The organism is Bacillus sp. Marseille-Q1617, from assembly GCF_903645295.1.
GTDB lineage: Bacteria > Bacillota > Bacilli > Bacillales > Bacillaceae_B > Rossellomorea.
On sequence record NZ_CAHJXM010000001.1, the window covers coordinates 498,836 to 522,047 of the forward strand.

Annotated in this window: 20 protein-coding genes and 2 other annotated features; of the genes, 8 read left to right on the forward strand and 12 right to left on the reverse strand. The window is 46.1% G+C overall.

Annotated features, from left to right (window positions below; all coding sequences use genetic code 11):
- Window positions 1–132 precede the first annotated feature (132 nt).
- The 7 genes from HWX64_RS02480 to HWX64_RS02510 all read left to right on the forward strand — a co-directional run bounded on the left by HWX64_RS02480 (window position 133) and on the right by HWX64_RS02510 (window position 6,484).
- On the forward strand, window positions 133–678 hold the full coding sequence (locus tag HWX64_RS02480) for a sigma-70 family RNA polymerase sigma factor (protein ID WP_175986968.1): 546 nt from the start codon (window positions 133–135) through the stop codon (window positions 676–678).
- Window positions 668–1,297, forward strand: coding sequence for a hypothetical protein (locus tag HWX64_RS02485; protein ID WP_175986970.1), 630 nt, complete (start codon window positions 668–670; stop codon window positions 1,295–1,297). Before HWX64_RS02480 ends, HWX64_RS02485 begins: the two co-directional genes overlap by 11 nt.
- 47 nt (window positions 1,298–1,344) lie before the next feature.
- Window positions 1,345–1,592 (forward strand) — a binding site (T-box leader).
- A 107-nt stretch (window positions 1,593–1,699) separates the two neighbouring features.
- A complete protein-coding gene (locus tag HWX64_RS02490) occupies window positions 1,700–2,926 on the forward strand; it encodes an MFS transporter (protein WP_175986972.1) in 1,227 nt (408 codons plus the stop codon).
- A gap of 49 nt (window positions 2,927–2,975) precedes the next feature.
- Window positions 2,976–3,169: a binding site (T-box leader), on the forward strand.
- A gap of 76 nt (window positions 3,170–3,245) precedes the next feature.
- Entirely contained in the window at window positions 3,246–4,676 is a 1,431-nt protein-coding gene (proS, locus tag HWX64_RS02495) for a proline--tRNA ligase (RefSeq protein WP_175986974.1), read from the forward strand.
- Window positions 4,677–5,023: 347 nt separating this feature from the next.
- Window positions 5,024–5,206, forward strand: a complete 183-nt coding sequence (locus HWX64_RS02500; RefSeq protein ID WP_175986975.1) for a hypothetical protein — start codon at window positions 5,024–5,026, stop codon at window positions 5,204–5,206.
- Window positions 5,207–5,340: 134 nt separating this feature from the next.
- Window positions 5,341–5,832: a hypothetical protein gene (locus HWX64_RS02505; protein ID WP_175986977.1), complete on the forward strand. Its 492-nt coding sequence runs from the start codon at window positions 5,341–5,343 to the stop codon at window positions 5,830–5,832.
- An 88-nt stretch (window positions 5,833–5,920) separates the two neighbouring features.
- On the forward strand, window positions 5,921–6,484 hold the full coding sequence (locus tag HWX64_RS02510; RefSeq protein WP_175986979.1) for a GNAT family N-acetyltransferase: 564 nt from the start codon (window positions 5,921–5,923) through the stop codon (window positions 6,482–6,484).
- A gap of 8 nt (window positions 6,485–6,492) precedes the next feature.
- On the opposite strand, the gene HWX64_RS02515 is transcribed toward HWX64_RS02510, so the two are convergent.
- Together HWX64_RS02515 and HWX64_RS02520 are read right to left on the reverse strand one after the other, a co-directional pair.
- Window positions 6,493–6,972 (reverse strand): DinB family protein, encoded by a 480-nt coding sequence (locus tag HWX64_RS02515; protein WP_175986981.1) that lies wholly within the window; start codon window positions 6,970–6,972, stop codon window positions 6,493–6,495.
- 139 nt (window positions 6,973–7,111) lie between these two features.
- The gene (locus HWX64_RS02520) at window positions 7,112–8,791 is read right to left on the reverse strand and encodes a hypothetical protein (RefSeq protein WP_175986983.1); all 1,680 of its coding nucleotides are present in this window, start codon (window positions 8,789–8,791) and stop codon (window positions 7,112–7,114) included.
- Between the two features lie 78 nt (window positions 8,792–8,869).
- Here HWX64_RS02520 and HWX64_RS02525 point away from each other — a divergent pair, with 78 nt between their 5' ends.
- On the forward strand, window positions 8,870–9,055 hold the full coding sequence (locus HWX64_RS02525; protein WP_175986985.1) for a hypothetical protein: 186 nt from the start codon (window positions 8,870–8,872) through the stop codon (window positions 9,053–9,055).
- Between the two features lie 186 nt (window positions 9,056–9,241).
- Here HWX64_RS02525 and HWX64_RS02530 read toward each other — a convergent pair whose 3' ends face one another.
- The 10 genes from HWX64_RS02530 to HWX64_RS02575 all read right to left on the reverse strand — a co-directional run bounded on the left by HWX64_RS02530 (window position 9,242) and on the right by HWX64_RS02575 (window position 23,033).
- Window positions 9,242–10,042 (reverse strand): endonuclease/exonuclease/phosphatase family protein, encoded by an 801-nt coding sequence (locus tag HWX64_RS02530; RefSeq protein ID WP_175986987.1) that lies wholly within the window; start codon window positions 10,040–10,042, stop codon window positions 9,242–9,244.
- Window positions 10,043–10,045: 3 nt separating this feature from the next.
- On the reverse strand, window positions 10,046–11,683 hold the full coding sequence (locus tag HWX64_RS02535) for a PTS transporter subunit IIBC (RefSeq protein WP_175986989.1): 1,638 nt from the start codon (window positions 11,681–11,683) through the stop codon (window positions 10,046–10,048).
- Between the two features lie 580 nt (window positions 11,684–12,263).
- The gene (locus HWX64_RS02540) at window positions 12,264–12,605 is read right to left on the reverse strand and encodes a general stress protein (RefSeq protein ID WP_175986991.1); all 342 of its coding nucleotides are present in this window, start codon (window positions 12,603–12,605) and stop codon (window positions 12,264–12,266) included.
- Window positions 12,606–12,844: 239 nt separating this feature from the next.
- Complete coding sequence (locus HWX64_RS02545; RefSeq protein ID WP_175986993.1) at window positions 12,845–13,765, reverse strand: NAD-dependent epimerase/dehydratase family protein; 921 nt, start codon at window positions 13,763–13,765, stop codon at window positions 12,845–12,847.
- Window positions 13,766–13,810: 45 nt separating this feature from the next.
- Window positions 13,811–15,082 (reverse strand): glycosyltransferase family 4 protein, encoded by a 1,272-nt coding sequence (locus HWX64_RS02550; protein ID WP_254871105.1) that lies wholly within the window; start codon window positions 15,080–15,082, stop codon window positions 13,811–13,813.
- 31 nt (window positions 15,083–15,113) lie between these two features.
- Window positions 15,114–16,175, reverse strand: coding sequence for a phosphotransferase (locus tag HWX64_RS02555; RefSeq protein WP_175986994.1), 1,062 nt, complete (start codon window positions 16,173–16,175; stop codon window positions 15,114–15,116).
- Between the two features lie 6 nt (window positions 16,176–16,181).
- A complete protein-coding gene (locus HWX64_RS02560) occupies window positions 16,182–17,354 on the reverse strand; it encodes a carbamoyl-phosphate synthase (protein ID WP_175986996.1) in 1,173 nt (390 codons plus the stop codon).
- Window position 17,355: 1 nt separating this feature from the next.
- The gene (locus HWX64_RS02565; RefSeq protein WP_175986998.1) at window positions 17,356–18,702 is read right to left on the reverse strand and encodes a glycosyltransferase family 4 protein; all 1,347 of its coding nucleotides are present in this window, start codon (window positions 18,700–18,702) and stop codon (window positions 17,356–17,358) included.
- On the reverse strand, window positions 18,699–19,355 hold the full coding sequence (locus tag HWX64_RS02570) for a PIG-L deacetylase family protein (RefSeq protein WP_175986999.1): 657 nt from the start codon (window positions 19,353–19,355) through the stop codon (window positions 18,699–18,701). Before HWX64_RS02570 ends, HWX64_RS02565 begins: the two co-directional genes overlap by 4 nt.
- A gap of 99 nt (window positions 19,356–19,454) precedes the next feature.
- Entirely contained in the window at window positions 19,455–23,033 is a 3,579-nt protein-coding gene (locus HWX64_RS02575) for a hypothetical protein (RefSeq protein WP_175987001.1), read from the reverse strand.
- Between the last annotated feature and the right edge of the window lie 179 nt (window positions 23,034–23,212).

Here is a 23,212-nt window from a genome sequence, read left to right on the forward strand (position 1 = left end):
TCTACCTGCCTCAGATTGTCAAAACCTATTTTAAACAACCCCCTTTTTAAAAAGATGAAAACAAATAAAAAATTTACCAAACCATCATACATAATGTGTCGTCAAAGGTATAGAGAGCCGAGGTGGAACGTGTTGAATGCGGAATGGCTGCAAGTTGATGGATCAGGTAAGGATGGACTGCTGGAAAGAGCCATGGATGAATATGGGCAGGCGGTTTTGTATATGGCGTTTTCGTATGTGAAGGATCATGGATTGGCGGAGGATATTGCGCAGGAAGTATTTGTGAAGTTTTATGGGAAGATGGATTCCTTCAGGAGTGATTCGAGTCTGAAGACGTGGTTCATGCGAATCACGATCAATCAGTGCAAGGATCATTTGAAACGCTGGGATACGCGGAAGATTCTTTTTACAAATAAGGTGAGTGAAATCCTTCAAGAGCACGGGAATCCCGAATCGAAGACGATTGAGGGAGAAAAGCGAGGCGAGCTGCATTCGAAGCTGCTCAAACTGCCTGTTAAGTATCGAGAGGTCTTATTTTTATATTATTATCAAGAGTTAAAGGTGAATGAGATGGCGGAGGCGTTGGAGCTGAATCCCAGTACGGTCAAGACGAGGCTGAAGACGGGAAGGGAGCGGCTGCACAGGATGTATGGAGAAGGGGGGCGGCATGATGGATAGGGAGCTGGAGCGGAAAATCAAGAGGATGACCGATGAGGGGCTGAAGGATCTTGAGTTCAGTGCTGAGTTGAAGGGGAAGGTTCGGGAAAAGGTGAAGCGTGGTAAGCCTTACCGCAGACGGTGGTATGCACCGTTGATCAGCATCCTGATTGTGCTCTTGCTTGTCTTCATTTTTGCAGTGGTAAAGGGGGAGAAGCTTGGGTTCATCGGGAGTGAGTGGCTAAGTGGTTTTTTTGCTAACAGTTCTAATTTTGATATTGAGTTCACCCCTTCTCATGGGCCGGCGATCAGTACTTTTGATGGGACGATCATCCGGGGGGATGAAGTGAAGCCGATTTCGTTTACAAAAGAAGAGCGGGATAAGATTTATGCCAAGATTGAGAGTATAAATTTTAGTGAGGAAATGAATCTTTACAAGGAAGAGGGTTGTGATATGCAGCCTTATGGGGAGTTCCGGGTTAAAGTTCGGATCAATCAAGATGTTTATGAGCATCGCTATTCTGGTTGTAAAACGACGAATGACAGCAGGGAGCTGGATGAGCTTCGGGAAATGATGCTGGATATGATTAAGAAAAGGCCGGGGTATGAAGAAATCGTGGAGCCTTATCTTATGATTTAAAAAATGGTTTACATTTCCAATACGGAATGCTACCATAAGTGAAATTAACAAAAGCGATGACGAGAAGAGTAGCCAGCAGAATCCTTCGAAAGAGAGCCCCGGGAGCTGAAAAGGGGCAGGGAGGCTGTTGGTGAACCAAGACTCTGAGCTGCACACCGGAACTTTCAGAAGGGATGGTGTGACAGGAGCTCCTGTTATAGAGCTAGGGTATACGCAAAAAGCTGTACCCGAAAAGGTTGATATGGTGACATATTGACGAACTGGGGTGGCACCGCGATCGAATCTCGCCCCCAAGACTGGGACGTCTTGGGGGTGGGATTTTTTTATTGGCTGAATGGAAGGCCCGTCCCGCGTCGCTTTAACGCGATGCGGGACGGGCGTTGAAAAAGATTGCGGGGAGGAATGTTGATGATGAGGTGGAAGGATCCAATTTTACTGTTGATGGGGATTGGTTTGTCGAATGTCGGGGCTTGGATTTTCTTGATCGCTCTGAACCTGATTGTTCTGGATGAGTGGGGTTCGGCGCTGGCGGTGGGGATCCTTTATGTGCTGAAGCCCTTGGCAGCATTGTTCACCAATGCATGGGCGGGGAGTGTGATCGACCGGATGAATAAGCGGAGGGTGATGGTGTTCCTCGATCTATTCAGGGCGGTGCTGGTGGCTGTACTGCCGTTCATATCTTCCATCACGCTCATGTATGCTGTTGTGTTTGTCATCAATATGGGGAGTGCCGTTTTTTACCCGGCATCGCTGACCTATATGACAAAGTTGGTTCCGAGGGAGAACAGGCAGCGGTTCAATGCGCTGCGGAGCGTGATCGGGTCTGGGGCTTTCATCATCGGTCCTGCCGTTGCAGGGATCCTTTTCATCCTGGGTACTCCGACGACAGCCCTTTATTTGAACGCGGCTGCATTGTTTTTATCTGGACTCATTACATTACTGCTCCCGGACTTAGAGGGTGATTCATTTACTGGAGCGAAGAAATTATCTTTTGAAATGATCAAGGCGGATTGGCGGGTGGTCAGGAACTTTAGCCGCCGGTACACGTATGTGATGGCAGTATACCTACTGTTCAGCTGCATGATCGTGATGACGGCGGCAATTGATTCGCTGGAGGCGGCATTTTCAAAAGAGGTGCTGGGGCTTTCAAACAGCACGTATGGATATTTGGTGAGCATTGCGGGGGCAGGATTCCTTGCCGGGGCTATCGTGAATACAGTGATTGCAAACAAGGTACGTGAGGTCCACCTGATTGCATTCGGGTCGGTCATGGTTTCAGCGGGGTATATGGTCTACTCGTTTTCTGGGGAGTTCGCAGCTGCTGCCATCGGCTTTTCCCTTTTGTCCTTTTCGCTTGCTTTTGCACAGACAGGGTTTGAAACGTTCATTCAGGAGCGGATCCCTGTTGAGGTGATGGGACGTGTGAGCAGTGTGTACGGCTGGATTGAAGGCATTCTTGTCATTGCTGCAACCATCCTGATCGGTGTGGGTGCGGAGCTTTTATCCATCCGGGGAATGGTGATCGCAGGATCTATTGTTATGGTAACCATCACTGTTTTTCTATTTGTTTATTCCATGGGCAGGGGAGAGGTCAAGACGGTTGAAAAGAACCCGATTGAAATCAGCTGATAATTAAATTGACACGTCATGGAAATCTCTATATAATCATCTAAAATAATGAAAAACATTGATGAGGATCAGTAAAGTGAACCTGTCTTTTCAGAGAGGGGGCCAGCGTGGTGTGAGGCTCCTATAGACAATCATTTGAACCTGCCTCTGAGTCTGAATATTCAGCGGTTGAATACCGTTATCATGTGTGAGTGTAAAGCTTTGCTTTGAATCAGGGTGGTACCGCCAGCAATGGTCCCTGATGATGAGCGGGGCTTATTTTTATTTTATCAAAAAGGTGTGGGGACACGCTTATATTTTAAAAAAGAGGGTGCTATGTATGGCAAAGGAATATGTGAAAGATGTCACCGGCATGGATGAGGATTTCGCCCAGTGGTATACGGATGTGGTGAAGAAGGCGGAGCTGGTCGATTATTCGAGTGTGCGCGGATCGATGATTATCCGTCCTTACGGATATGCGATCTGGGAGAATATCAAAAATGCGCTTGATGCGAAAATCAAGGAAACAGGACATGAGAATGTGTATATGCCGTTGTTCATTCCGGAGAGTCTCCTGCAGCGGGAGAAGGATCATATCGATGGATTTGCGCCAGAGGTTGCATGGGTTACGCACGGCGGTGAAGAGGAGCTGGCGGAGAGATTATGTGTCCGTCCGACTTCCGAGGTATTGTTCGGTGAGCATTATAAAAATATCATCCATTCCTACCGCGACCTGCCGAAGCTTTATAATCAGTGGGCGAATGTCGTGCGATGGGAGAAGACGACTCGGCCATTCCTGCGGACGCTGGAGTTTTTATGGCAGGAAGGTCATACGTGCCATGAAACGGATGAGGACGCTCATGAGGAAACTGTGAGGATGCTCGAAGTGTATGCAGAGCTTTGCGAAGAGCTGCTGGCGATCCCTGTCGTGAAAGGCCAGAAGACGGAGAAAGAGAAGTTTGCCGGTGCGAAGTATACGTACACGATCGAGAGCCTGATGCACGACGGGAAGGCTCTGCAGTCGGGTACGTCCCATCATTTAGGTGATGGATTTGCAAAAGCGTTCGGCATTCAATTCACCGATCGTGAAGGGAAGCTGCAGCATGTGCAGCAGACATCATGGGGGCTGACGACGCGCATCATCGGTGCGATGATCATGGTGCACGGGGATGACCGGGGACTAGTTGTGCCTCCGCGCATGGCGCCGACTCAATTGATGATCGTGCCGATTGCGCAGCATAAGGAAGGCGTGTTTGATTTCGCCTATGATTTGAAAGAAAAGCTGTCGGCAGTGGCGCGAGTCGGAATTGATGCGAGCGACAAGAAGCCGGGCTGGAAGTTCAATGAATATGAGATGAAAGGTATCCCGTTGCGCCTTGAAGTCGGACCTCGTGATATCGAGAACGGCCAGGTGATTTTGGCCCGCCGTGATACAGGTGAGAAGCTGACGGTGCCTGTCGGGGAACTTGAAACGAAGGTGCCAGTGCTGCTTGAAGAGATTCAAAAGAACCTTTTTGTAAAAGCGAGGGAGCATCGCGAGGAGATGACGAGTATCGCTTCAGGGTTTGATGAGTTTAAACAGGTCATTGCGGAAAAAGGCGGTTTCGTGAAGGCGATGTGGTGCGGTGAACTTGCCTGCGAGGATAAGATCAAGGAAGAAACGGGTGCGACTTCTAGGTGTATGCCGTTCGAGCAGGAGAAAGTAGCGGATACTTGTGTGTGCTGCGGGGAAGATGCGGAGAAGCTGGTTTATTGGGCTAAGGCTTATTAGGTTTTGAGGTTAGAAGTGTTGTACCAGGTACAGGATGCAGGAATTGTACCTGGTACATTTTTTTAAAAGGAAAACTGTGCCTGGCACAGGATAGGTGGTTTGTGCCAGGCACAAAATCCCCATTTTGAGCCAGGCTCAGCACCCCGACGTTGAGCCTGGCACGATAAAGCGGTTTCGTGCCAGGAACATTGTTACCTGGTTTTGAGCTCTCTGTAAGGTTTCCGGCCTGTCAAACAGGTCAACATACCCGCCCCAAAATCCAAAATTAATTCTTCTGGCCCTACTTCCCGAACCCTCGTCTATTTAGGGATCCTCCCTAATATAAATAGGTAAGGAGGGGATTCGACGTGTTTATGGACTTCATCATTATTCTTATTATTTCGTTCGTGGTGATCAGTCTTTGGATGATCAATGTGAAACTTAACCGCCTCGCCAATCATTTTGATATTAGTGACGGTCACGCCCTTTCGGATGAGGAAATTGAGAAGGAGCTTGAGGAAGAGTGGGAAAAGTGGTCCCAGCAAAAATAATGGAATCGAAGCGTTTCTCTTGAGAGGGAACGCTTCTTTTCGTTGATGGGAAAATTTAGAACAAAATAGATAGGCACGTTAGGAGAAATTTTTTCGTAGGCTGAATGGAGAGGATAGCTGTGAGGTGAAACTCAGTGAATAAGATGGTGAGATGGATCATCGGAGCTGCGGCGTTTCTTCTGGCATGCCTGGTGCTCTATTTAAAATTGAACCCGCCGCTTGAGAGTAAAGGGTATGGCTGGAGTGAGACCCAAGCCGGACTTGTCACGGTGGAACTTGAAAATCAAGGGATTTATAAGGTCAAATTGACTGAGGTGCTGATCAATGGCGGCGATCGGCCCCGTGAAGTGGAATTGGGCGTCAGCCGTTCCAATGCACTGATCGGTCTATTTGCAGTGAAAGACGAAATCGAGGGAATCAGTTTTAATAATATACATGAGTACGAAATTGAACCGAAGCTGAGCCGTGAAGAAGTCATACAGCTGGATGAACTGGATAACAGGAGCACGATCCGACATTATGGATTGGCGCTGGATCATTGTAAGAAGATCGACTCTGTGATGGTCAAGTATACGTATTTGGGTTTTCCTTTTACAAAAGAAATCCAGATTGAAAGAACGGAGTAAATTCGCCTGATAAACTGGTATAATAAGAGAAAAATAGTTACAAGGGTAACAGGACCTGATCCGTGTGCCCTTAAAGTGAGGTGCCTCCGTGGATAAAAGGAGTTTAAGCATAGAAACAGCGCGGTTGATTGTCCGGCCGTTCATGAAAAGTGATTATCATAACTGGCTCCATGAAAATATGAACAAGCTGCCCTCTCAGCACAAATATGATCTTGGTGTGCAGGATATGAGTGAATGCACGGAATTCTGGTTCTATGACATGATCGAGAAGCAGAATGAAATGATGTACAACGATGAGGTTTATATCTTCGGTGTCTTCCTGAAGGAGACAGGCGCTTACATCGGAAGCATCGATTTTTCCACTCTGATGAGGCTGAGCTTTCAATGGGGCCGGGTCGGCTATACATTGAATAATACTCATTGGCGGAAGGGATACGGGAAAGAAGCCGTGCGGGGTGCGCTGAAAATCGCCTTTGAAAAAATCAATTATCATCGGGTGGAGGCTCATATCAATCTGGATAATGTCCCTTCGATCAAGCTTGCAGAAGGGGTCGGTATGAAATATGAGTGTACCCGGAAAGGCTTTATCAATGAAAATGGGGTATGGACGGATAATTACGTATTTTATATGAATGCGGAGGATTATTATTAACGCTCAGATCAAATCTGAGCGTTTTGTTTTGCCAGGGCTTTTTCAATCTGCTGTTTATGGTGAAGATCGTGTTCTGCCAATCCTTCTACATAATCGGACAAGTCCATTTCTTTCTCCCCAAGCTTGAACGTCTGTCCCCAGGATTCATCGAGGATTTCTTGCAGGCTGGCAATCAACTGGCTCCTTGAATCAATGAATGATTGGATGACAGCTGCCTGTTCGGTGGAGCGGGCTAGTAAAGCTGCCTGTTCGTTTAAAACCTGCGGATCAGGTGTCGAAGGAAGTGGCTCGCCGGTTCCAAGATAAGGGAGACGCTTGCTTACGACAAAATCATCCCAAGGAGAGAAATGACTGATGATCTCAGCGATACTCCATTTGTTTTTTTCAGTTGGACGAAGCCATGCTTCCTTCGAAATCGAGCTCAACGACTTTACCCAACGGATCATTTCTTGATGGTGAAAGAGTATTTGTTCTCTTCTTTCTTTCATAACAATCACTTCTTTCCGTATTTGATATGAATATTTTACCATGATTCTTCATTTAAAAACCCGGACTAATTTGCTTCCAGGAAGGCAAATTAGTTCGGGTTACTTAGACTAAAGCACTTATGTCCCAGCCTCTATCTTTCTACTCCAATCCCTCAATCTTCAATTCCTTCACCGGCAGGAAGCTCTCGCCTGTATCCATGTACTTCACGCTGACCTTGTCATTTTCTTTCAAGTAAATCGCCAGCGGGCTGATTTCGGAAGAAACGAGATAGTTGCTGCCGTTGTCGAGCAAGAATGATACGGCTGTGTAGTCACCGATTTTTTCTTTGTAGACCCTGACGACGGTGCCGGCTGTTTGTTTTTCTTCAGCTTTTGAGCTGCCGTCCACTGTGCCGCCGCCTTTTTGAAGGACGGTTTTGTATTTTTTGAGTGCCTGATTGGGCGTGTCGGCATAGGCCGAGATTTCAGGGTTCGCTGCTGATACGATGAAGTAGTTTTGCAGGAAACCGTTGGCATCAAGCACCGGAGTCAGCCAGCTTGCTTCACCAAAGAAGTTATAGAGGACCGGCATTTCGCCGTCCCATTTCTTCTCGATGAATTTTTTCTGGATGATTTGCAGAGCACCTTGTGAATCCATGTAAGATTCTTCGAGATTTCCTGTGAAGAACGTGGCTTCACCTGTCCGTGAGTTGGTCAGGGAGTAACCGAGCATCGAGTCTACGCCTTCTTTTGGAGATGTGAAATCCGTGAAGTAGTACATCTCCCCGTCTTCATTAAAAATAGGGCTGACATTCGCTTCGGTGCCTTCGTCGGAAGGCAGTTTCACGTCAGATTTACCGAATACGCTGTTCCAGAAGCCCTGCACGTAGTTTCCGAAGTAGCTATTTTGAAGGCTAACTGTTTCAGGTGATACGGCACCATCGATAAAGTCCGGTACATCGCTTAGTTTATAGGATTTGGTATCGCCGCTTTGCGGGTCGACCATTACGATCCCTTTGACATCAAAACCGTTACGGGCAGAAATGAAGTCTCCGTAAGTGCGGATATAGAAAGGCTTCCCGTCATCATCGATTTCGAGTTGAACATCTCCATTGAATATATACTTTGGATAATTCATGCGGATATGCCGCTCTATGTTTTTATTAAAGAAAGAGGAAGGCGTATAGACCATAGATTCCTTCATGAATTTAGGGTTCGCTGATGAATCGGTTGCGCTCAGTGTAAAGTAACCAGGCGTTTCGTCCCCCTTGATCCATTTGAATAACCCGGAGAATTCGACGGGGGCGATATAGACATACTCGCCGTTCACCTTCTGGATCTGTAATTCGCCAAGCTCATAATAACTTGTGTTGGGCACCTGTCCGAAAGCTTTTTTCATTTTGTTGCGTGCAAACTGAGGAGGCACGCTCGCAGGTGTTTTCTCTTCGTCAAACGCTTCGATTTCCGTTTTGACATCCATTTTGGCAGACTTATATTTTTCGTCTGCGTTGAAGACGAATGCTGTCAGGAAGTAAGCTCCGACCCCAAGGCCGAACAGGAAAATTCCGCTTTTCACCAGTCGTTCCCTGCCCGTGGCGAATGCAGCACCGGCACCCGCCGCGACAATGAAGAGAATCCACATCGATGTAAAGTTGCGGTCAAGGTTTGTGATGTAATAGAAGGCAAATGCACCGATCACGGCAATGATCATCGTCGCTGCAATCATACCGATAACCGAGGGATTCGCGTTACCTTCTTTCTTTTTTGTAAAAGTGACCGGGACCAGGAGCAGTGCCATGATCAATCCGACAATCACTGAAAATAATAATATGTTACCCAATTTTGTGTTCCCCTTTCAAAGGTCTATTTCTGTGTATGGTTTATATACGGATGAAGGGTGGAGGAGGTTTCATAATGTTTGATAGTAAGGGAACGGAGTGGCTTTAAGATGCAGGTTGAGGCTGAAGTGATGGACCTGCCCTTTATGTGTCCCGCTCAAGAAAATTCGACAAAAGGCTCAATTATTGGAAATGTGGCGCAATTAATCGGAAAGCGGCTCAATTATTTAAAAAGCAGCGCAATAAATAAGAGAGAGGCGCAATAATCCTGAAACTGGCGCAATTATTAGATCCAGCACCGGAATGTTCCTTTTGAAAGCGCTACCTTCATACCTTTTCGCACTAAAAATACATCCAGACTCATGGAATTTATTAAAAAGGGCTTATCAAATTAGGTTTTATCATAAAAAAAACCGCCTATTAAATAGACGGGTCTGGAAAAATCACTTCAACTAAATCGAAAGGTCCTCAATCACCACTTCAACCCCATAATGATCCGACACCAAGGGTTTATTTTCCCCATTAAATATCACTTTAGATGAAGTGACCTCACATTTCTCACTTGCCAGAACCAGATCAATCCGTAAATCGACTTTGTTCTCATCCCATCCGGCGATCGTTCCTTCAACGGTCACACCGTCGTCCCGCTGAAGTGCAAGTTCATACGTATCAATTAGGCCTTTGCCCAAGAGATAATCATATCCTTCATTGCGGACATAAGCGTTATTGTTGAAATCCCCCATTAAAAATACAGGGGACTCAGCCGTGATCTGTTCCAACAAAGAATCGACCTGATACTTGAACGGTTCTTCTTCATCCTGCCACCAGCCGAGGTGGCAGGAATAGAAGGTGAAGGGACGACCGTGATATGAGATGGTAGCCCCGACGATTTTGCGGGTTTTCCAGTAGGACTGATCGTGACTTTTAGAAATGAAGAGGCGGTGCTCTTCGACGATATCATGCTTGGTCAGAATGGCGACGCCTTCTTCGTAGATATCATAGCCGATATGGGCGAAATCCCATACGAAACGATAGCCGGTGACGCCCAGCCGCTCAAGCTCTTCAAGCAATACCAGGGCGAAATTGTCTTTTTTCACAAGCCCGGAAACGGTCTCACTCTCGATAAGCTGGCTGACTTCCTGGAGCGCGATGACGTCGTAGGATTTCTCTGCGATGTCACGCGCCAGGGTCGAGATTTTCTCAAGCTGGTTCTCTTCCTGCCAAGAGTGGCAGTTCAGTGTCAGCAATTTCATGAATTATGCTCCCAATAAGTCTTGGATATCAGATTTGATGACGTCGGCTTTCGGACCGTAGATGGCCTGTACGCCCTTGTCTTTCATGACCAGACCGAGTGCGCCATTACTTTTCCATTCGGCTTCCGTGCCGACAAGGCTGGTGTCTTTAACCGTTACGCGGAGGCGTGTCATACAAGCGTCCACATCCACGATGTTTTCTTTTCCTCCAAGAAGGGCAACCACTTTTGGTGCAAGTGAATCTTTTTTAACCGCAGAACTTCCGCCTGCAGCAGCATCGTCTTCGATGTAGTTACCGTTGCGTCCCGGTGTCGGGAAGTTGAACTTCTTGATCAGGAAGTTGGCAACGGCAAAGTTCAGGAAGAAGAATACGAGACAAGCAATCACAAAGTTTACAAGGTCCATCCACAGCCCGGCTTTGACGATCATAGGGACACGAGTCAATAGCTCGATTGATCCGAATGAATGAACGCGGATGTTGATGATGTCGACGATTGCGAATGCAAAACCTGTCATGATGGCGTACACCACATAAAGCAGAGGAGCAGCGAACATGAACATGAATTCGATCGGTTCGGTTACACCTGTCAAGAATACGGCAAGACCAGCTGAGAAGAACATGGACTTATATTTTTTCTTTTTGTCTTGATCAACGTTTCTGTACATAGCGAATGCGATACCGATAAGGGCCGCTGATGATAAAATCATCTGACCGACTTTGAATCGTGCAGGTGTTACGTCATTCAATAATTGCTTGTAGCTTTGAGTGTCTCCTGCCTGAAGGAAGTTGTTCAGGTCGGCGATCCATGCCAGCCATAGCGGATCTTGTCCGGCAACCGTTGAACCGGCTCCTGAACCAGTCAGGATCTTGTACGTTCCGCCAAGCTCCGTGTAGTTGATCGGAACCGTCAGCATATGGTGCAAACCGAATGGAAGCAGCAGACGTTCCATGGCACCGAAAATAAACGGCGCGATGATTGGTGCGGTGTTTCGTGATGTTGCGATCCATTGACCGAAATCGTTCAGTGCACCCTGGATGAACGGCCATACGATTGACAAGGCGATAGCGGATACAACCGAGCCGACGATGACGACGAAAGGTACGAAACGCTTACCGTTAAAGAACGAAAGAGCGTCCGGTAATTTATCATAGTTATAATATTTGTTGAAAAGATTGGCTCCTAGGAAACCGGAGATGATCCCGACGAATACTCCCATGTTCAGTGCAGGTGCACCAAGAACCGATGTGAAATAGTCAGATACAATCAATGTTTGTCCAAAAAGAGAAGAGACGGTTGCTTCCGGGTCGGCAAGCATATCTCCGTTCACTCCGAAAATCGCTCCGGTGATGCGGTTGATCAGGATGAAGGCGATAAGTGCTGCGAATGCACCGCCCGCACGCTCCTTGGCCCACGATCCCCCGATGGCGACGGCGAAGAGGATATGTAAATTAGTGATGATCCCCCAACCGATATCTTCCATTACTCTTGCAATCGTTTGCACTAAAGTGATGTCTCCACCCGTCATTCCGATTAATTTACCGATCGAAATCATGATCCCGGCAGCTGGCATAACAGCGACAACGACCAATAGTGCCTTACCGAATTTCTGCCAGAAATCAAATGACAATAAATTCTTCATAATCCTGTTTCCTCCTTTAATACCAATATCTATTGTGTATTCGTTTTCATAATTAATTGTGTGCGTTTTCATTTTCAGTTTTAAAAATGAGGGAGCGGAAGTCATCTGGAAATTGAAATGGTTTGTAAATAAAATGAGATGCAACCGTTTGCACTGTAAAATCATTTTAAAGCAACCTACCCAATAAATCAACACAAAAATATTATGTTAGGAAAATATTACTATATTCCTTTAACGCAGTGAGGGACGGGCCTTCGTTTTATACGGAGAACAAGGAGGAAATTCTTATAAATGACCAATTTTGGTACTAAAGGTCTGTGTCGTATTGACCGAAATAACGTTTGGCAGGCTGACCGTTTAAGGAGAGACTGCTCCTTAGATGAAGTCATAGACATCTCATTTTATAAGACTTGGTGTCGCCATTATTCAGATCGACCATCACGATTCATTTCAAATCAAAGCTGTTATGGTCTGAGATGAACGTTAGAGTAACGGCCGTGCCTCTTACTTGCAAAAGTCCACATAAGAAAAAGACAACCCATTTATATGGAAAAAAGGGTTGTCTTTTAACGTTTGATTGTTAAAATTCTACTTCATCTTGATTTTTGACAACTAACAGTGTTTTTCCTTTGTCTAATTCTTCTTCAAGTTTTTGTGCTTTTGACTGCTCAAATCCGATTTCCTTCATTTTTGAAATGAGTTTGTCGGATTTTCCTCTAAAAATATTCTTGGTGGCGGTGCCTATTCCTGTGACGCTTACTCCGATTTTATTGGAATCGTTGCTCTTTCTTGCAGGCCTGTCATGGTCATTATCATAGGCAAGCATGTAAATATCATCTTCGTTGACGCCGTTTTTGCGAAGTTTATCAATTGATTCACTCAAATGTTCGTCATTATGGAAGATTTTAAATATAGGATTCAATGGAATCGCCTCCTTAGAGGAACAGATACCCTCTGCCAATTCTTTTAAACAGGTCTGTTAAATAGGAGGAGGAGGAAAGTTCTTACATATGAAAGGTCAGGTCGAGTTAGAAATGCACAAAAAAAACACCCGGACAAATAAGCCGGGTGCTACAACTATTAAAGCTCACGATATGAATCGCCCTTGTGTGACAGTCCTTGCGGCGTGTTCATGAACCGCCGCAAGGACCTGCCCTCAAATCAACCTTTTGGACCATCCCTGAAATACTCCACCGTCTTCTCCAATCCTGCAATCAATTCATACTGAGGTTCCCATTTCAGAATGTCCAGCGCTTTCACGTTTGAGAGAAGGCTGTGCTTGATGTCCCCATCACGGGTTCCCTGGTAGTCCGGTGTTCCGGTTGCATCGAGCTGGCTTGATAGCAGCGTATAAAGCAGGTTGATGGAGGTTTGTGTGTTCGTGCCGATGTTGATGATTTCGTTGTCTGCGTTGTCGATGGCGAGGAGATTGGCACGGGCGACGTCTTCGACATAGACAAAGTCGCGGGTCTGGGTGCCGTCTCCGTATATGACGGGGGTTTCACCGTTTAAAAGCTTTTCGATAAAGATGCTGATGACGCCGCCTTCACCGTCGGATCGCTGCCTCGGTCCATACACATTGGCGTAGCGCAGGATGGTGTAGGGGAGGCCGTAGCTTGTTCCGAACAGCTTGATGTAGGATTCGGATACTAATTTGGACGTACCGTAAAAGGAAATCGGACTTGCGGCCGTTTCTTCGGTCAGGACTTCATCTGTGGTTCCATAGACCGCACTGGAAGAAGAGAAGATGAATTTCTTCACCCCGTACTTGACTGAGTATCCAAGCAGTTTGACGGTGCCGAGGACATTGACCGCTGCATCTTCTGCAGGGTTTTCCAGGGATTTTGCGACACTGACCTGTGCGGCAAGATGCATGACGATGTCCGGCTTTTCTTTTTTGAAAATCTTTTCGACTTTGTCGGATAATAGATTTCTGCGGTAGCATGTAACCCCGTCAGGCAGGTTTTTCTCACGCCCATTCGAGAAGTTGTCGAGAATGATCGGCGTGTGCCCTGCGGCGAGAAGGGTTTCAACGAGCTGGGATCCGATGAAACCGCCGCCGCCCGTGACTAGAATTTTCATAATCGATCATGAATCTGGTTGTTCTCCCTCATGATGAGTCTCCTTTCAATCTGTGTACATTTGATAGATTTGTTCGATTTTGCTCGTCATTACCTTGCTTGTTAAGTGCTGCCGGGCAAATGTTTCGGCCGCTTTTCCAAAAGCGTCCCGTTCTTCTTTATTGATGATGAAACGTTTAATCGCTTCGGCGAGCTCTTTTACATTCCCGGGTTCACAGAGGAGGCCGGTTTCCCCGTGCCGGACCATCTCCGGTATGCCGCCGCATGTGGTCGAGATGACCGCCTGCCTTGAAAACATCGCCTCCATCACGGAAAGGGGGAAGTTATCATTGATGGTCGAGAGTACATAAATGTCTGACATCGACAGAATCTCAGGTATGTCATGGCGTTTTCCGAAGAAAATGACGTTGTACAGTCCCAAATCTTCTGCTTGCTTCATAAGTGTCTTCTTCATGACCCCGTCCCCGACGATCCACACTTCCACATTGGTAAGATGTTCACGGATCATGGCCAACGCTTCTAATAGAAATCCGTGACCTTTCCTCGGGGAAAGACGGGAGACGCTTGTGAGGATGATATTTTCATGGGTTCTTGGAGGAATCGGTGTAAAGTCTATTCCTGTATGAACGGTAGTCATTTGTTCGTCCCTTGCACCAAAATCCTGCAGGTTCGGCCGGAAAGAATCGGCGATCATGACGATTTCGGCACTCGCGGAGATCCCTTCTTTTTCCAATCTCGTGAAATAGGCTTCTTCGATGGACCCTTTTTGCATCTTGTTGAATTTCAGCCTGCTTTTTGTAAAAAAGCCGTGCGGTGTAAAGAGCAGTGGTTTTTGGAGTGTTTGGTTGAGGTGGCCGAGTATGAAAATGGCAAATAGGTCCTGGGCATGGATGATATCGTACTGATCAAGGTTTTTTTCTTTCAGGAACAGTTCGAATACATGCAGGAAGCTAAGGTTTTTGACGATTTTCTCATTCACGGTGCCATAGCGGCTGCGCATGAGGCTTCTCGCTTCATAGGCTGCCTGCGGAACCCATTTCTCAAGCTGGAGGGAAGACATCTGGTTTGGTGCGAAGACATCGACTTCATGTCCGAGCTGTTCAAATCCTTTTTGGATGGAGGTGATGTAATGTGACAAACCGCCTGTATGGGGGTATTGGAAGAAAGTGACGTATAAGATCTTCATTTTTTTCTTTCCACCCACCTTTGATTTCCGGCCGAATGGCTGAAGCGGGACCGGGTCCTCCAATCCCCGGTCGACTCCATAAAAATCATCCATGGCGGTCAGAAGAGACGGATGTATGGCGAGAGGGGGCATTCTGCTCAAATCGTTTCATCCTTTCAGGTGCCTACTTATAAATTCCGAGTTCGCTTCCCCAAGTGGCGATTCTATCTAAATGATACGGAAGAAGTTCACCGCCGCGGTTCTCAAAGTACCGTCTGAACTGGGTGTGCAGACCTTTTTCCAGGGTGCGCTGCAGGTAGGCCATTTTGTACAGGTCCGTCGGGTTCGTTTTGAATGTAATTCCATGTTTCTTCATTTCATTTGTATACACTTCGACGGCATGTGTGCGGATTTCTTCAGCATTACCTTGCCAATCCTTGCGAAAGGCCAGTAAAATTTCGACCAGGACAATCATGTCAAACCAGACCGGGGAGTATTTGGCCGACTCCCAATCGATGAATTGAATCTCCCACGGTTCGTTTCTGCTTGCGTCTTTTGAGCAGATATTCTGCATATGAAGGTCTCCGTGGGTGATGGCAGAACCGCTTTGAAGCAATTCCGGGAAAAAGTCCGGACCTTTGCTGTAAATGGTTTTTAATGCTTTGTAATGCGGCTTGATGAGGTCTTTCAATTGTTTATCCTTCTTGGCCTGTTCCAGGAAGCTCATGGTGTTCGTAGTGAATTTTTCCCTGTCTTCCTTCATTTTGTCCGAATCGTATAGCGGGAACCAGGATTTGAATGTATCCTTTTCGTTCCTGAATCGGTCTTCGAAGGTGTGGGCATGGAGTTTTGCCAGGGTAGGGATGATGTAATCAAAATGCTTTGGTGTAAAGGTCAGCTGTCCCCGGATCTGCCGGACGAATTCCATGAACACCCACGTATCACTTCCATGTTTCGCCATCAGGTAGATTTCGGGAAGGAATTCTTTCAAAAAAGGATAGGCTCTGCCGTAGACATTGATCTCGACTTCATTTTTATATTTGGTTGAATGGTAGATTTTAAAAATGATGGGGAAGGATGTTGATAGACTCTCAAGTTCCATTTGATAGATGCTGCTCCGTTTTGTCGATTTCAGGTTTTGAATGGATGTTTCTTTGATCGTTACCTTTTTACCGAGGGAAGCAGAGAGCTTCCCCTCAATATCATTTTTCTTGAAAATGGAATATAATTCCTTTGGTGTGTGCAAACACGATCACTCCTTTCGTTTTCTTTTCCACGCATTCCATAAATGCGATGTGGTGCTCCGGATGAAGGGCATCGGGTCGTCTAAAGCGAGGAGGGCGAATACTTTCTTTCCTTTGAAACCTCTCAGAAAGTCCCTCCAGGTCATTTCCCCAGTCCTGCGCTTTTCCAAAAAGGTAAGGAAATAGCGGACAAGGTAGATCCACTGGACACCATCGATCTGCTCCAGCTGCGGAACGGGGTTCTCCCCGGTGAGGTAGAGATAGTACGTATAGGCAAAATCGACGCCGGAATGACCTGTCAAACTATGAGTGAGCCAGAAGCGGGGGTTGATTTCAATAAGCTTATACTGACCGTCCCGAGGATCCTTCTTGTATTCAATCATGTTGACGCCCTTTAATCCGAGCTCTTTCAAAAGCGGCACACCAAGATCCACAAGCTCCGGGATCCGCTTGCTCACGATATGTGCGCCCGTTCCGAATTCCGCAGGGAACTGATGATTCTTCTGAAGGGTAAAGAGGGTCAGCAGCTTCATATCGTCGTCGAAAAAGGTGGCCACTTTATAAAAGCTTTGGTTATCGCCCGGGATCAGCTCCTGGATAATCAATTCCCCATATTTGCTGTAAATCGGAAAGACTTTCTTTAATTGATTGGCGTCCTGGATTTTGATGGCTTTCTTATTGATGTGTTTTCTGAATTCATGGCCGAACACCGGCTTCAGTATGCAGGGGAATTCAAGCTCTGAAATGGCTTCATCAAGCTGGTCATCCGTTTCTACGAAAAAGGTTTTCGCCGTCGGAATCGAATACTTCAAGGCAAGGTCATACGTTTTCTTTTTATCCAACAAATCCTCAATCATAGAATGTTCGGGATAGAGAAACAGGTAATACTCCGATAATTCTTCCCGGTAGGTCGAGATGAACACGACGTAATCATCCGCCCCTGCATAAAGCACCGGTTTTTGGTCAAATTTCATCGCCACTCCCTTTAAAAAAGAGAGCAGCGCTTTTTGCTGTGTCAAGGGACTTGGACATACAGCGCAGGATGCGAGTCTTGATTTCCCTTTTGAATAAGGACCTGCTGTGTCATATGCGTATACCTCGATCCCTTTCCTGGCAAGGGCATGGATGATGCCCACACCATTGGCACTTAAATCGAGTACAACGGCTGGGTGTGATGGCATATCAGTGTCCCCCCGTGGTTAATAAATGTTGATAGATGTGTTCGATCTTCTGCACCATCGCTTCGCGAGTGAGGTGGGTCTTGGCATATCGGGAAGCATTTTCTCCAAGCTGGCTTCTTAAGGCACCGTTTACAATTAATTGCTTCAGCTGTGTCGCGAGCTGAGTGACATTGCCGGGCTGAACGATGAGGCCGGTTTCATTATGATGAACGATTTCAGTGATTCCTCCGCAATCGGTCGTCAGGATTGCCGTCCCGCTGTGCATGGCTTCAATGATTGAAATCGGGAGGTTATCATTGACGGTCGGCAGGACAAAGATATCGGTCTTGCTTAAAATGGCCGGTACATCATCCCGTTTTCCGAGGAACGTCACATTTGTGAGCCGCAGTTCCTTCACCTGTGCTTCGAGTGCTTCACGCATTTCACCATCACCGACGATTTGCACTTCCACACTCTGATTCAACGATTTTAATTTTGATAGAGCCAGAAATAAATCGGTATGACCTTTTCTCGGCCCCAATCTGGCCACACAGGATATGACGACCTTTCCACTTTTGCCCTTGCGTGAAACAGGAGAGAAATCGATTCCTGTATTGACCGTTGTCATTTTAGAGGAGCGCGCCCCAAGCTGGCTGAGCGGTTCGCGGAATGAGTCGCTCAGGATGACCATATGGGTTGCATAATCAATGGCTTTTTTCTCGATTTCCAGGTAGTAGGCTTCTTCTTCGCTCGTGATCCGGTTGAATTTAACCCGGCTGAAGGTGAACATTCCGTGCGGAGTGAATAAGAGCGGCTTGCCTAGGTCTTCATTGAGTCTTCCCAATATATTGGCAGTGAAGAGATCCTGGGCATGAAGGATATCGTATTTCTCGAGCTTGACCGACTCCAGCATCTGTTCGTAAATATAGAGGAGACGGCAGCTTTGGATGATTTTGCTGGTGTAGGAGCCGTACCGGTTCTGGAACAAGGTCTTCAGCTGCGGTACGACAGCTTCCCGCAGTGCTTCCACTCTGACCGCTGAAAACTGATTTGGGGAGATGACGTCCACTTTATGTCCCAACCCCTTTAGTCCTGCTTTCAAGGTAGTGATATAGTTTGATAGTCCGCCGGTGTGGGGATAATCCCAGAATGTGGCGATGAGAATCGATAGTTTCTTTCCTGGTTTACTTTTCTTCTTTTTTGATTTATCCTTTTTGTCTTTCTTTTTCCGTTTGGAATCCTTGTCCTTAACCTTGCCCTTATCCTTGCCCGTACTCGTCTTTTTCAGAGTGACGGGTTTGGCCTTGACTCCATAATATTTGTCTAAGGCAGTAATGACGTAAGGATAAGGAAAATGCATTTCATTCATATCCAGACCCTCCTGATGACTTCGAATGCTTCGGCATACGGCACCCCGACCGTCATGCCCCTTACGCTTGCCAAATGCCTGACTCCCTCATAGGAACGAGGATGTGGAAAGTCCCTCATTTCAACATCATAGTGTTTTAAGGAAGCAATTTTTTCTTCAATCGTTGATGACACATCAACATAATAGTTCGGTTTAAATTGCTTATCATTTGTTTGGGTGTTCCATTCACTCGAGGATACGGTTTCAAACGTGATCAATTCAATCGGCTGAGCATTCGGTACCGGACGGACAGCTGTCAGTACGGCTTGAAACGTAATCTGATGATCGCGGTTCACATCCCCATAGTGATGTGTAAAAATTTTAGCAGGCTGATAGATATTGATTAGTTTCTCAATTTCTTTGGTGAAAAGATGAAGCGGCATCATTTCAAGCTCAAGATTCGGATGCTCAAGGAAAATCACTTCTTTGATGCCTATTTCTTTGTTTGCTTTTCGAGCAAGTTTCTGAATATGATGGGCCTCTTCTTTTCGTCCGTTTGCTGTAATGATCGAGATGACTCTATTGCCTTGATCTACTAGTCTTTTAAGTGTGCCTGCCGTACCTAGCAGTTCATCATCTGGATGTGCAGCTATGACCAATACAGTTTCTTTCATTTCATTCACCCCATTCTAATCTCTATTACCTTAGTATATGTAGCTTGTAATATAGTCGAAACAGACATTAGCACAGGGCAAATGTCTGTTTCTCCCGTCTCATTTTTTTCTTTTCTTTTGAGCTATACTGATGCCGCCGCTGATGACTTGCAGTCTTACATATCCATCTCCATCGATCCAAATGAAGAAGTCACGGCCGGCTGCTAAAAACGTTCCCTGTTTATCAAGCAGCTTACTGCCTGCATACACATTGATCTTGTCACCGAGTGTGAAATGTTTATTCAAGATCGTGGTATACGATTCTTCAACTACCTCGTCGTTGGCTGCTGGAGACACTGTTTCCCCTGCATTTTCTTTACCTTCTGATTCGGAGCTATGAGTTGAATCGGTGGTTTTGTTTTTATGATTGCTAGGTTGGGCTGGGGCTTTTTCCTGAGTTTCTGCCGGTTGAACCGGTGTGCTCGAGTGGACGGCGGCATCTTGTGCCGGGGTAACGTCCGGCTCCTCTTCAGTAATTTCTTCAATCCGTTCTTTGTGAGCAACGGATGGACTGTCACCGTCTAATTCCTCGTCATCGTTTTTGGTGATGGTTTCTTCTTGTTTTGGTTGTTCCGTTGAGTCAACAACTAATTCTGCCGTCTGAACGGATGGAGTATCCTCGTTCTGACTTTCATCTTCGAAGATCAGGTTTTCTTCTTGGAATTCTGCATCAGTCCTATCGGATTCTTCCACTTCGTCAGGTGTAATGGCCGCTGGAGGAAGATCCTGTTCTAGTGCGGTGATTGTGCTCATTTCAGTTTCACCAGGAGTAGGATCCGCCGTTTCTTCTGTGTCAGCTGAAGCGTCAGGATGGTTGAATTCCAAGTCTGACTCCACGCTTGAATCTGTTTCTTCCTGTGTGTGTTGATCAGCAGGTTCGTCTTCTTCGTCTTCAGCAGGTTCAGCTGCAACTTCTTCTTCATACTGGACAGATGGAGTACCCTCGATATGGTTATCAGATTCCTCTTCAATGAGTGTTTTTTCCTCTGAGATGCTTTCAAGCGCTGTATCGGATTCTTCTTCATCCTGAATGATGCTGTCTGATGAGAAGTCCTGTTCAAATTCAATGGCCGTGTCCGTTTCAATCTCAACAGGTAGGTGACCCTCCGTTTCTTCTGTATCATCTGAAGTGTCAGGATCGATGAATTCCAATTCTGATTCCTCGCTGCTGTCTGTTTCTTCCTGAGTGTGCTGGTCAACAGGTTCAGCTACAACAGGTTCTTCATATTGGACGAATGGAGTATCTTCGATATGGTAATCGGATCCCTCTTTAATGATTGTTTTTTCCTTTGAGATGCGTTCAAGCGTCGTATCGGATTCTTCCTCTTCATCCGAAGTACTGTTGTCTGCTGAAAGATCTTGCTCGAAATCAATGGCCGTATCCGTTTCAACGGGGTGGTGATCCTCCGTTTCAGCTGAAATGCCAGGGTGGATGAATTCCAATTCTGATTCCTCGCTGCTGTCTGTTTCTTCCAGAGTGTGTTGATCAGCAGGTTCACCATCAATCGTTTCTTCATGCTGGACGGATGGAGTATCTTCGATATGGTTATCGAATTCCTCTTCAATGATTGTTTTTTCCTCTGAGATGCGTTCAAGCGTCGTATCGGATTCTTCCTCTTCATCCGAAGTACTGTTGTCTGATGAAAAATCTTGCTCGAAATCACTGACCGTATCCGTTTCAACGGGGAGGTGATCCTCCGTTTCAGTTGAAATGTCAGGATGGATGAATTCCAATTCTGATTCCTCGCTTCGGTCTGTTTCTTCTGATAGATGGTGATCTGCTGAGTCTTCAACTATTTCTTCCATCTGATTGGATGAAGTATCTTCGCTCAGGCTATCAAACCCTAGATCAGGGTCCATTTTTTCTTCAGAAACAACCTCAGGTGATGATTCAGGTTCTTCGTTTTCTTCGATTGGAGGGATGAATTCCAAGTAGGATTCCTGGCTTCTCTCTGTTTTTTCTGGAGAAGGTTGAACCGCTGAATCGCCAACCGTTTCTTCCGTCTGAACGGATAAAGTATCTTGGATCAGGCTGCCGGATTCGTAATTAGAGACTATTTTTTCTTCAGGAATTTCCTCAATGACTGGTTCAACTATCTCGATTTCTTCACCTGTGGTGCCGTCTTGCTCATAATCGGTAGTATTTGTTTCTGTTTCAGCAGTGTGGTCATCCAATGATTCTTCCTGCTCTTGAATTGTGTCAATAGGAAGGGTGTCGAAGTGATCTTCTTGACCGGCGGGGGTTTCTTCCTGGAAATCATCAACTTTAGGTCCTGCTTCTTTCTTGTCAGGGGATGCCGCACCATTGTGCAGGCGGTCAGATTCATCTGCAAGTGGATCGTCTGCTTCTTCTTCCATGATAGAGTGGTCAATTACTTCCTCCGTGTCAATTAATGCTTCGCCCCTGTTTAGGTCGTCTGATTGCCCATCTGGTTCTTCAACCAATTCATCTTCTAGAGGGCTGTATGCTAATTCTTCCGTTCCATCGGTAAGACTTTTATATTCATTCGTAACTTCCGATTCTTCAAAAGTGACTTCATCTATAAAATGATCAACAGGTTCCACCGTTCCGGTTGATGGAATGTTGTCTTCATGATAGCTCTCATATACAATCCCCGCGTCATCCCGCATGATTTCTTCAGTAGTCTCATCGGCCTCTGTTAATACACCATCTAAAATGTCATCTGGAATGATGGCATTCTCGTGTTCATGTATACCATCCAAATCGGTATCTAAAGAATGATACCCTGCTGTTTCAACATATTCAGCTGTTGTATAAGGCTCATCGGAGACGTGATCGAATTCGGCAGTGAGCTCTGATTCCTCTGCGTTTTGTTCTGAGTCAACGGTTTCGTTATGGACTGGATCTTCAATGAGCGTGTCGTAATCATCTGCTTCTAATTCCGGCTCTGGAGACTCTGGGATTATTGGTTCATCGTTTTCGGGTGTGTCTTCCTCCAGTGGGACAAAGGTTTCTTCGACTTCGACTTCTTTAATCTGGTCGTCAGATATACCGCTCACATCTTCTATTGAAGAAGGGGCAGGGAAGTCAGTTGCTTCTTCACGGCTATGATTCAACAAGCATGCATCAGGAAGTTGAACAGAATCCTCTGCTTGATGACGATCCGGCAGGTGCCCGGTATCACTCAGAAACGGCTCCGCGTGGTCGATTGTTTCCTTCGTTTTCTCAACTTTAGCTCCTTTTTGAGAGGCAGCAGGCTTTTTTGGCCTGTGCACTGGTTTAGTGGCAGAATATTTTAATTGGTGCAGACTTTTGCTGCGGTCTATATAGTTGATTCGTTTAAACGGGCTCTCATCCCGCGGTGCGAGCCGCGGACATTTTCCACGTCTTTTAGGGCGTTTATACTTGGATATTTTAGAAAGAATCACGCTTGGCTCTGCATCATTATCCAGTGTGATATCGAAGGCAGGCCTATCTGATTTAGGGTGGTGAGCAGCTTTTTTGTTAAGGCTGTTCACCATGCTGTAAATCAATTCGGAAACGTGTGCCTGGTCCATTGAAGCATGCAGCTGCTGGGGAGGCGGAGGAAAGATGTACGGTTCTTTATCTTCCTTTAGGTAACGGATGAAAATGGATTGATTGTGGCAGGGAACCAGTAAGTCTCTGTAATAATACAAGGAAAAAATCCTTGGGAGTAGGTGTTCGTTTATAAAAAGATAACAATTGGGCATGGTTTTCTCACCTCCATGTCTCTCTATCTTCTTATAAATTATTCAAACGCCCGATTTGAGTGAGTGGAATTTGCGATTCTACTGCAAAATAGGCTATACATTCTGATTTTACATACATATATTGA

Excerpts from the sequence above, each read along its gene's own strand:
- HWX64_RS02490 (WP_175986972.1), top strand. The coding sequence starts at position 1,700 with ATGTTGATGATGAGGTGGAAGGATCCAATTTTACTGTTGATGGGGATT.
- HWX64_RS02515 (WP_175986981.1), bottom strand. The coding sequence starts at position 6,972 with ATGAAAGAAAGAAGAGAACAAATACTCTTTCACCATCAAGAAATGATC.
- HWX64_RS02535 (WP_175986989.1), bottom strand. The coding sequence starts at position 11,683 with ATGAAGAATTTATTGTCATTTGATTTCTGGCAGAAATTCGGTAAGGCA.
- HWX64_RS02550 (WP_254871105.1), bottom strand. The coding sequence starts at position 15,082 with ATGCCCCCTCTCGCCATACATCCGTCTCTTCTGACCGCCATGGATGAT.
- HWX64_RS02560 (WP_175986996.1), bottom strand. The coding sequence starts at position 17,354 with ATGCCATCACACCCAGCCGTTGTACTCGATTTAAGTGCCAATGGTGTG.
- HWX64_RS02565 (WP_175986998.1), bottom strand. The coding sequence starts at position 18,702 with ATGAATGAAATGCATTTTCCTTATCCTTACGTCATTACTGCCTTAGAC.
- HWX64_RS02570 (WP_175986999.1), bottom strand. The coding sequence starts at position 19,355 with ATGAAAGAAACTGTATTGGTCATAGCTGCACATCCAGATGATGAACTG.
- HWX64_RS02485 (WP_175986970.1), top strand. The coding sequence starts at position 668 with ATGATGGATAGGGAGCTGGAGCGGAAAATCAAGAGGATGACCGATGAG.
- HWX64_RS02545 (WP_175986993.1), bottom strand. The coding sequence starts at position 13,765 with ATGAAAATTCTAGTCACGGGCGGCGGCGGTTTCATCGGATCCCAGCTC.
- proS (WP_175986974.1), top strand. The coding sequence starts at position 3,246 with ATGGCAAAGGAATATGTGAAAGATGTCACCGGCATGGATGAGGATTTC.
- HWX64_RS02530 (WP_175986987.1), bottom strand. The coding sequence starts at position 10,042 with ATGAAATTGCTGACACTGAACTGCCACTCTTGGCAGGAAGAGAACCAG.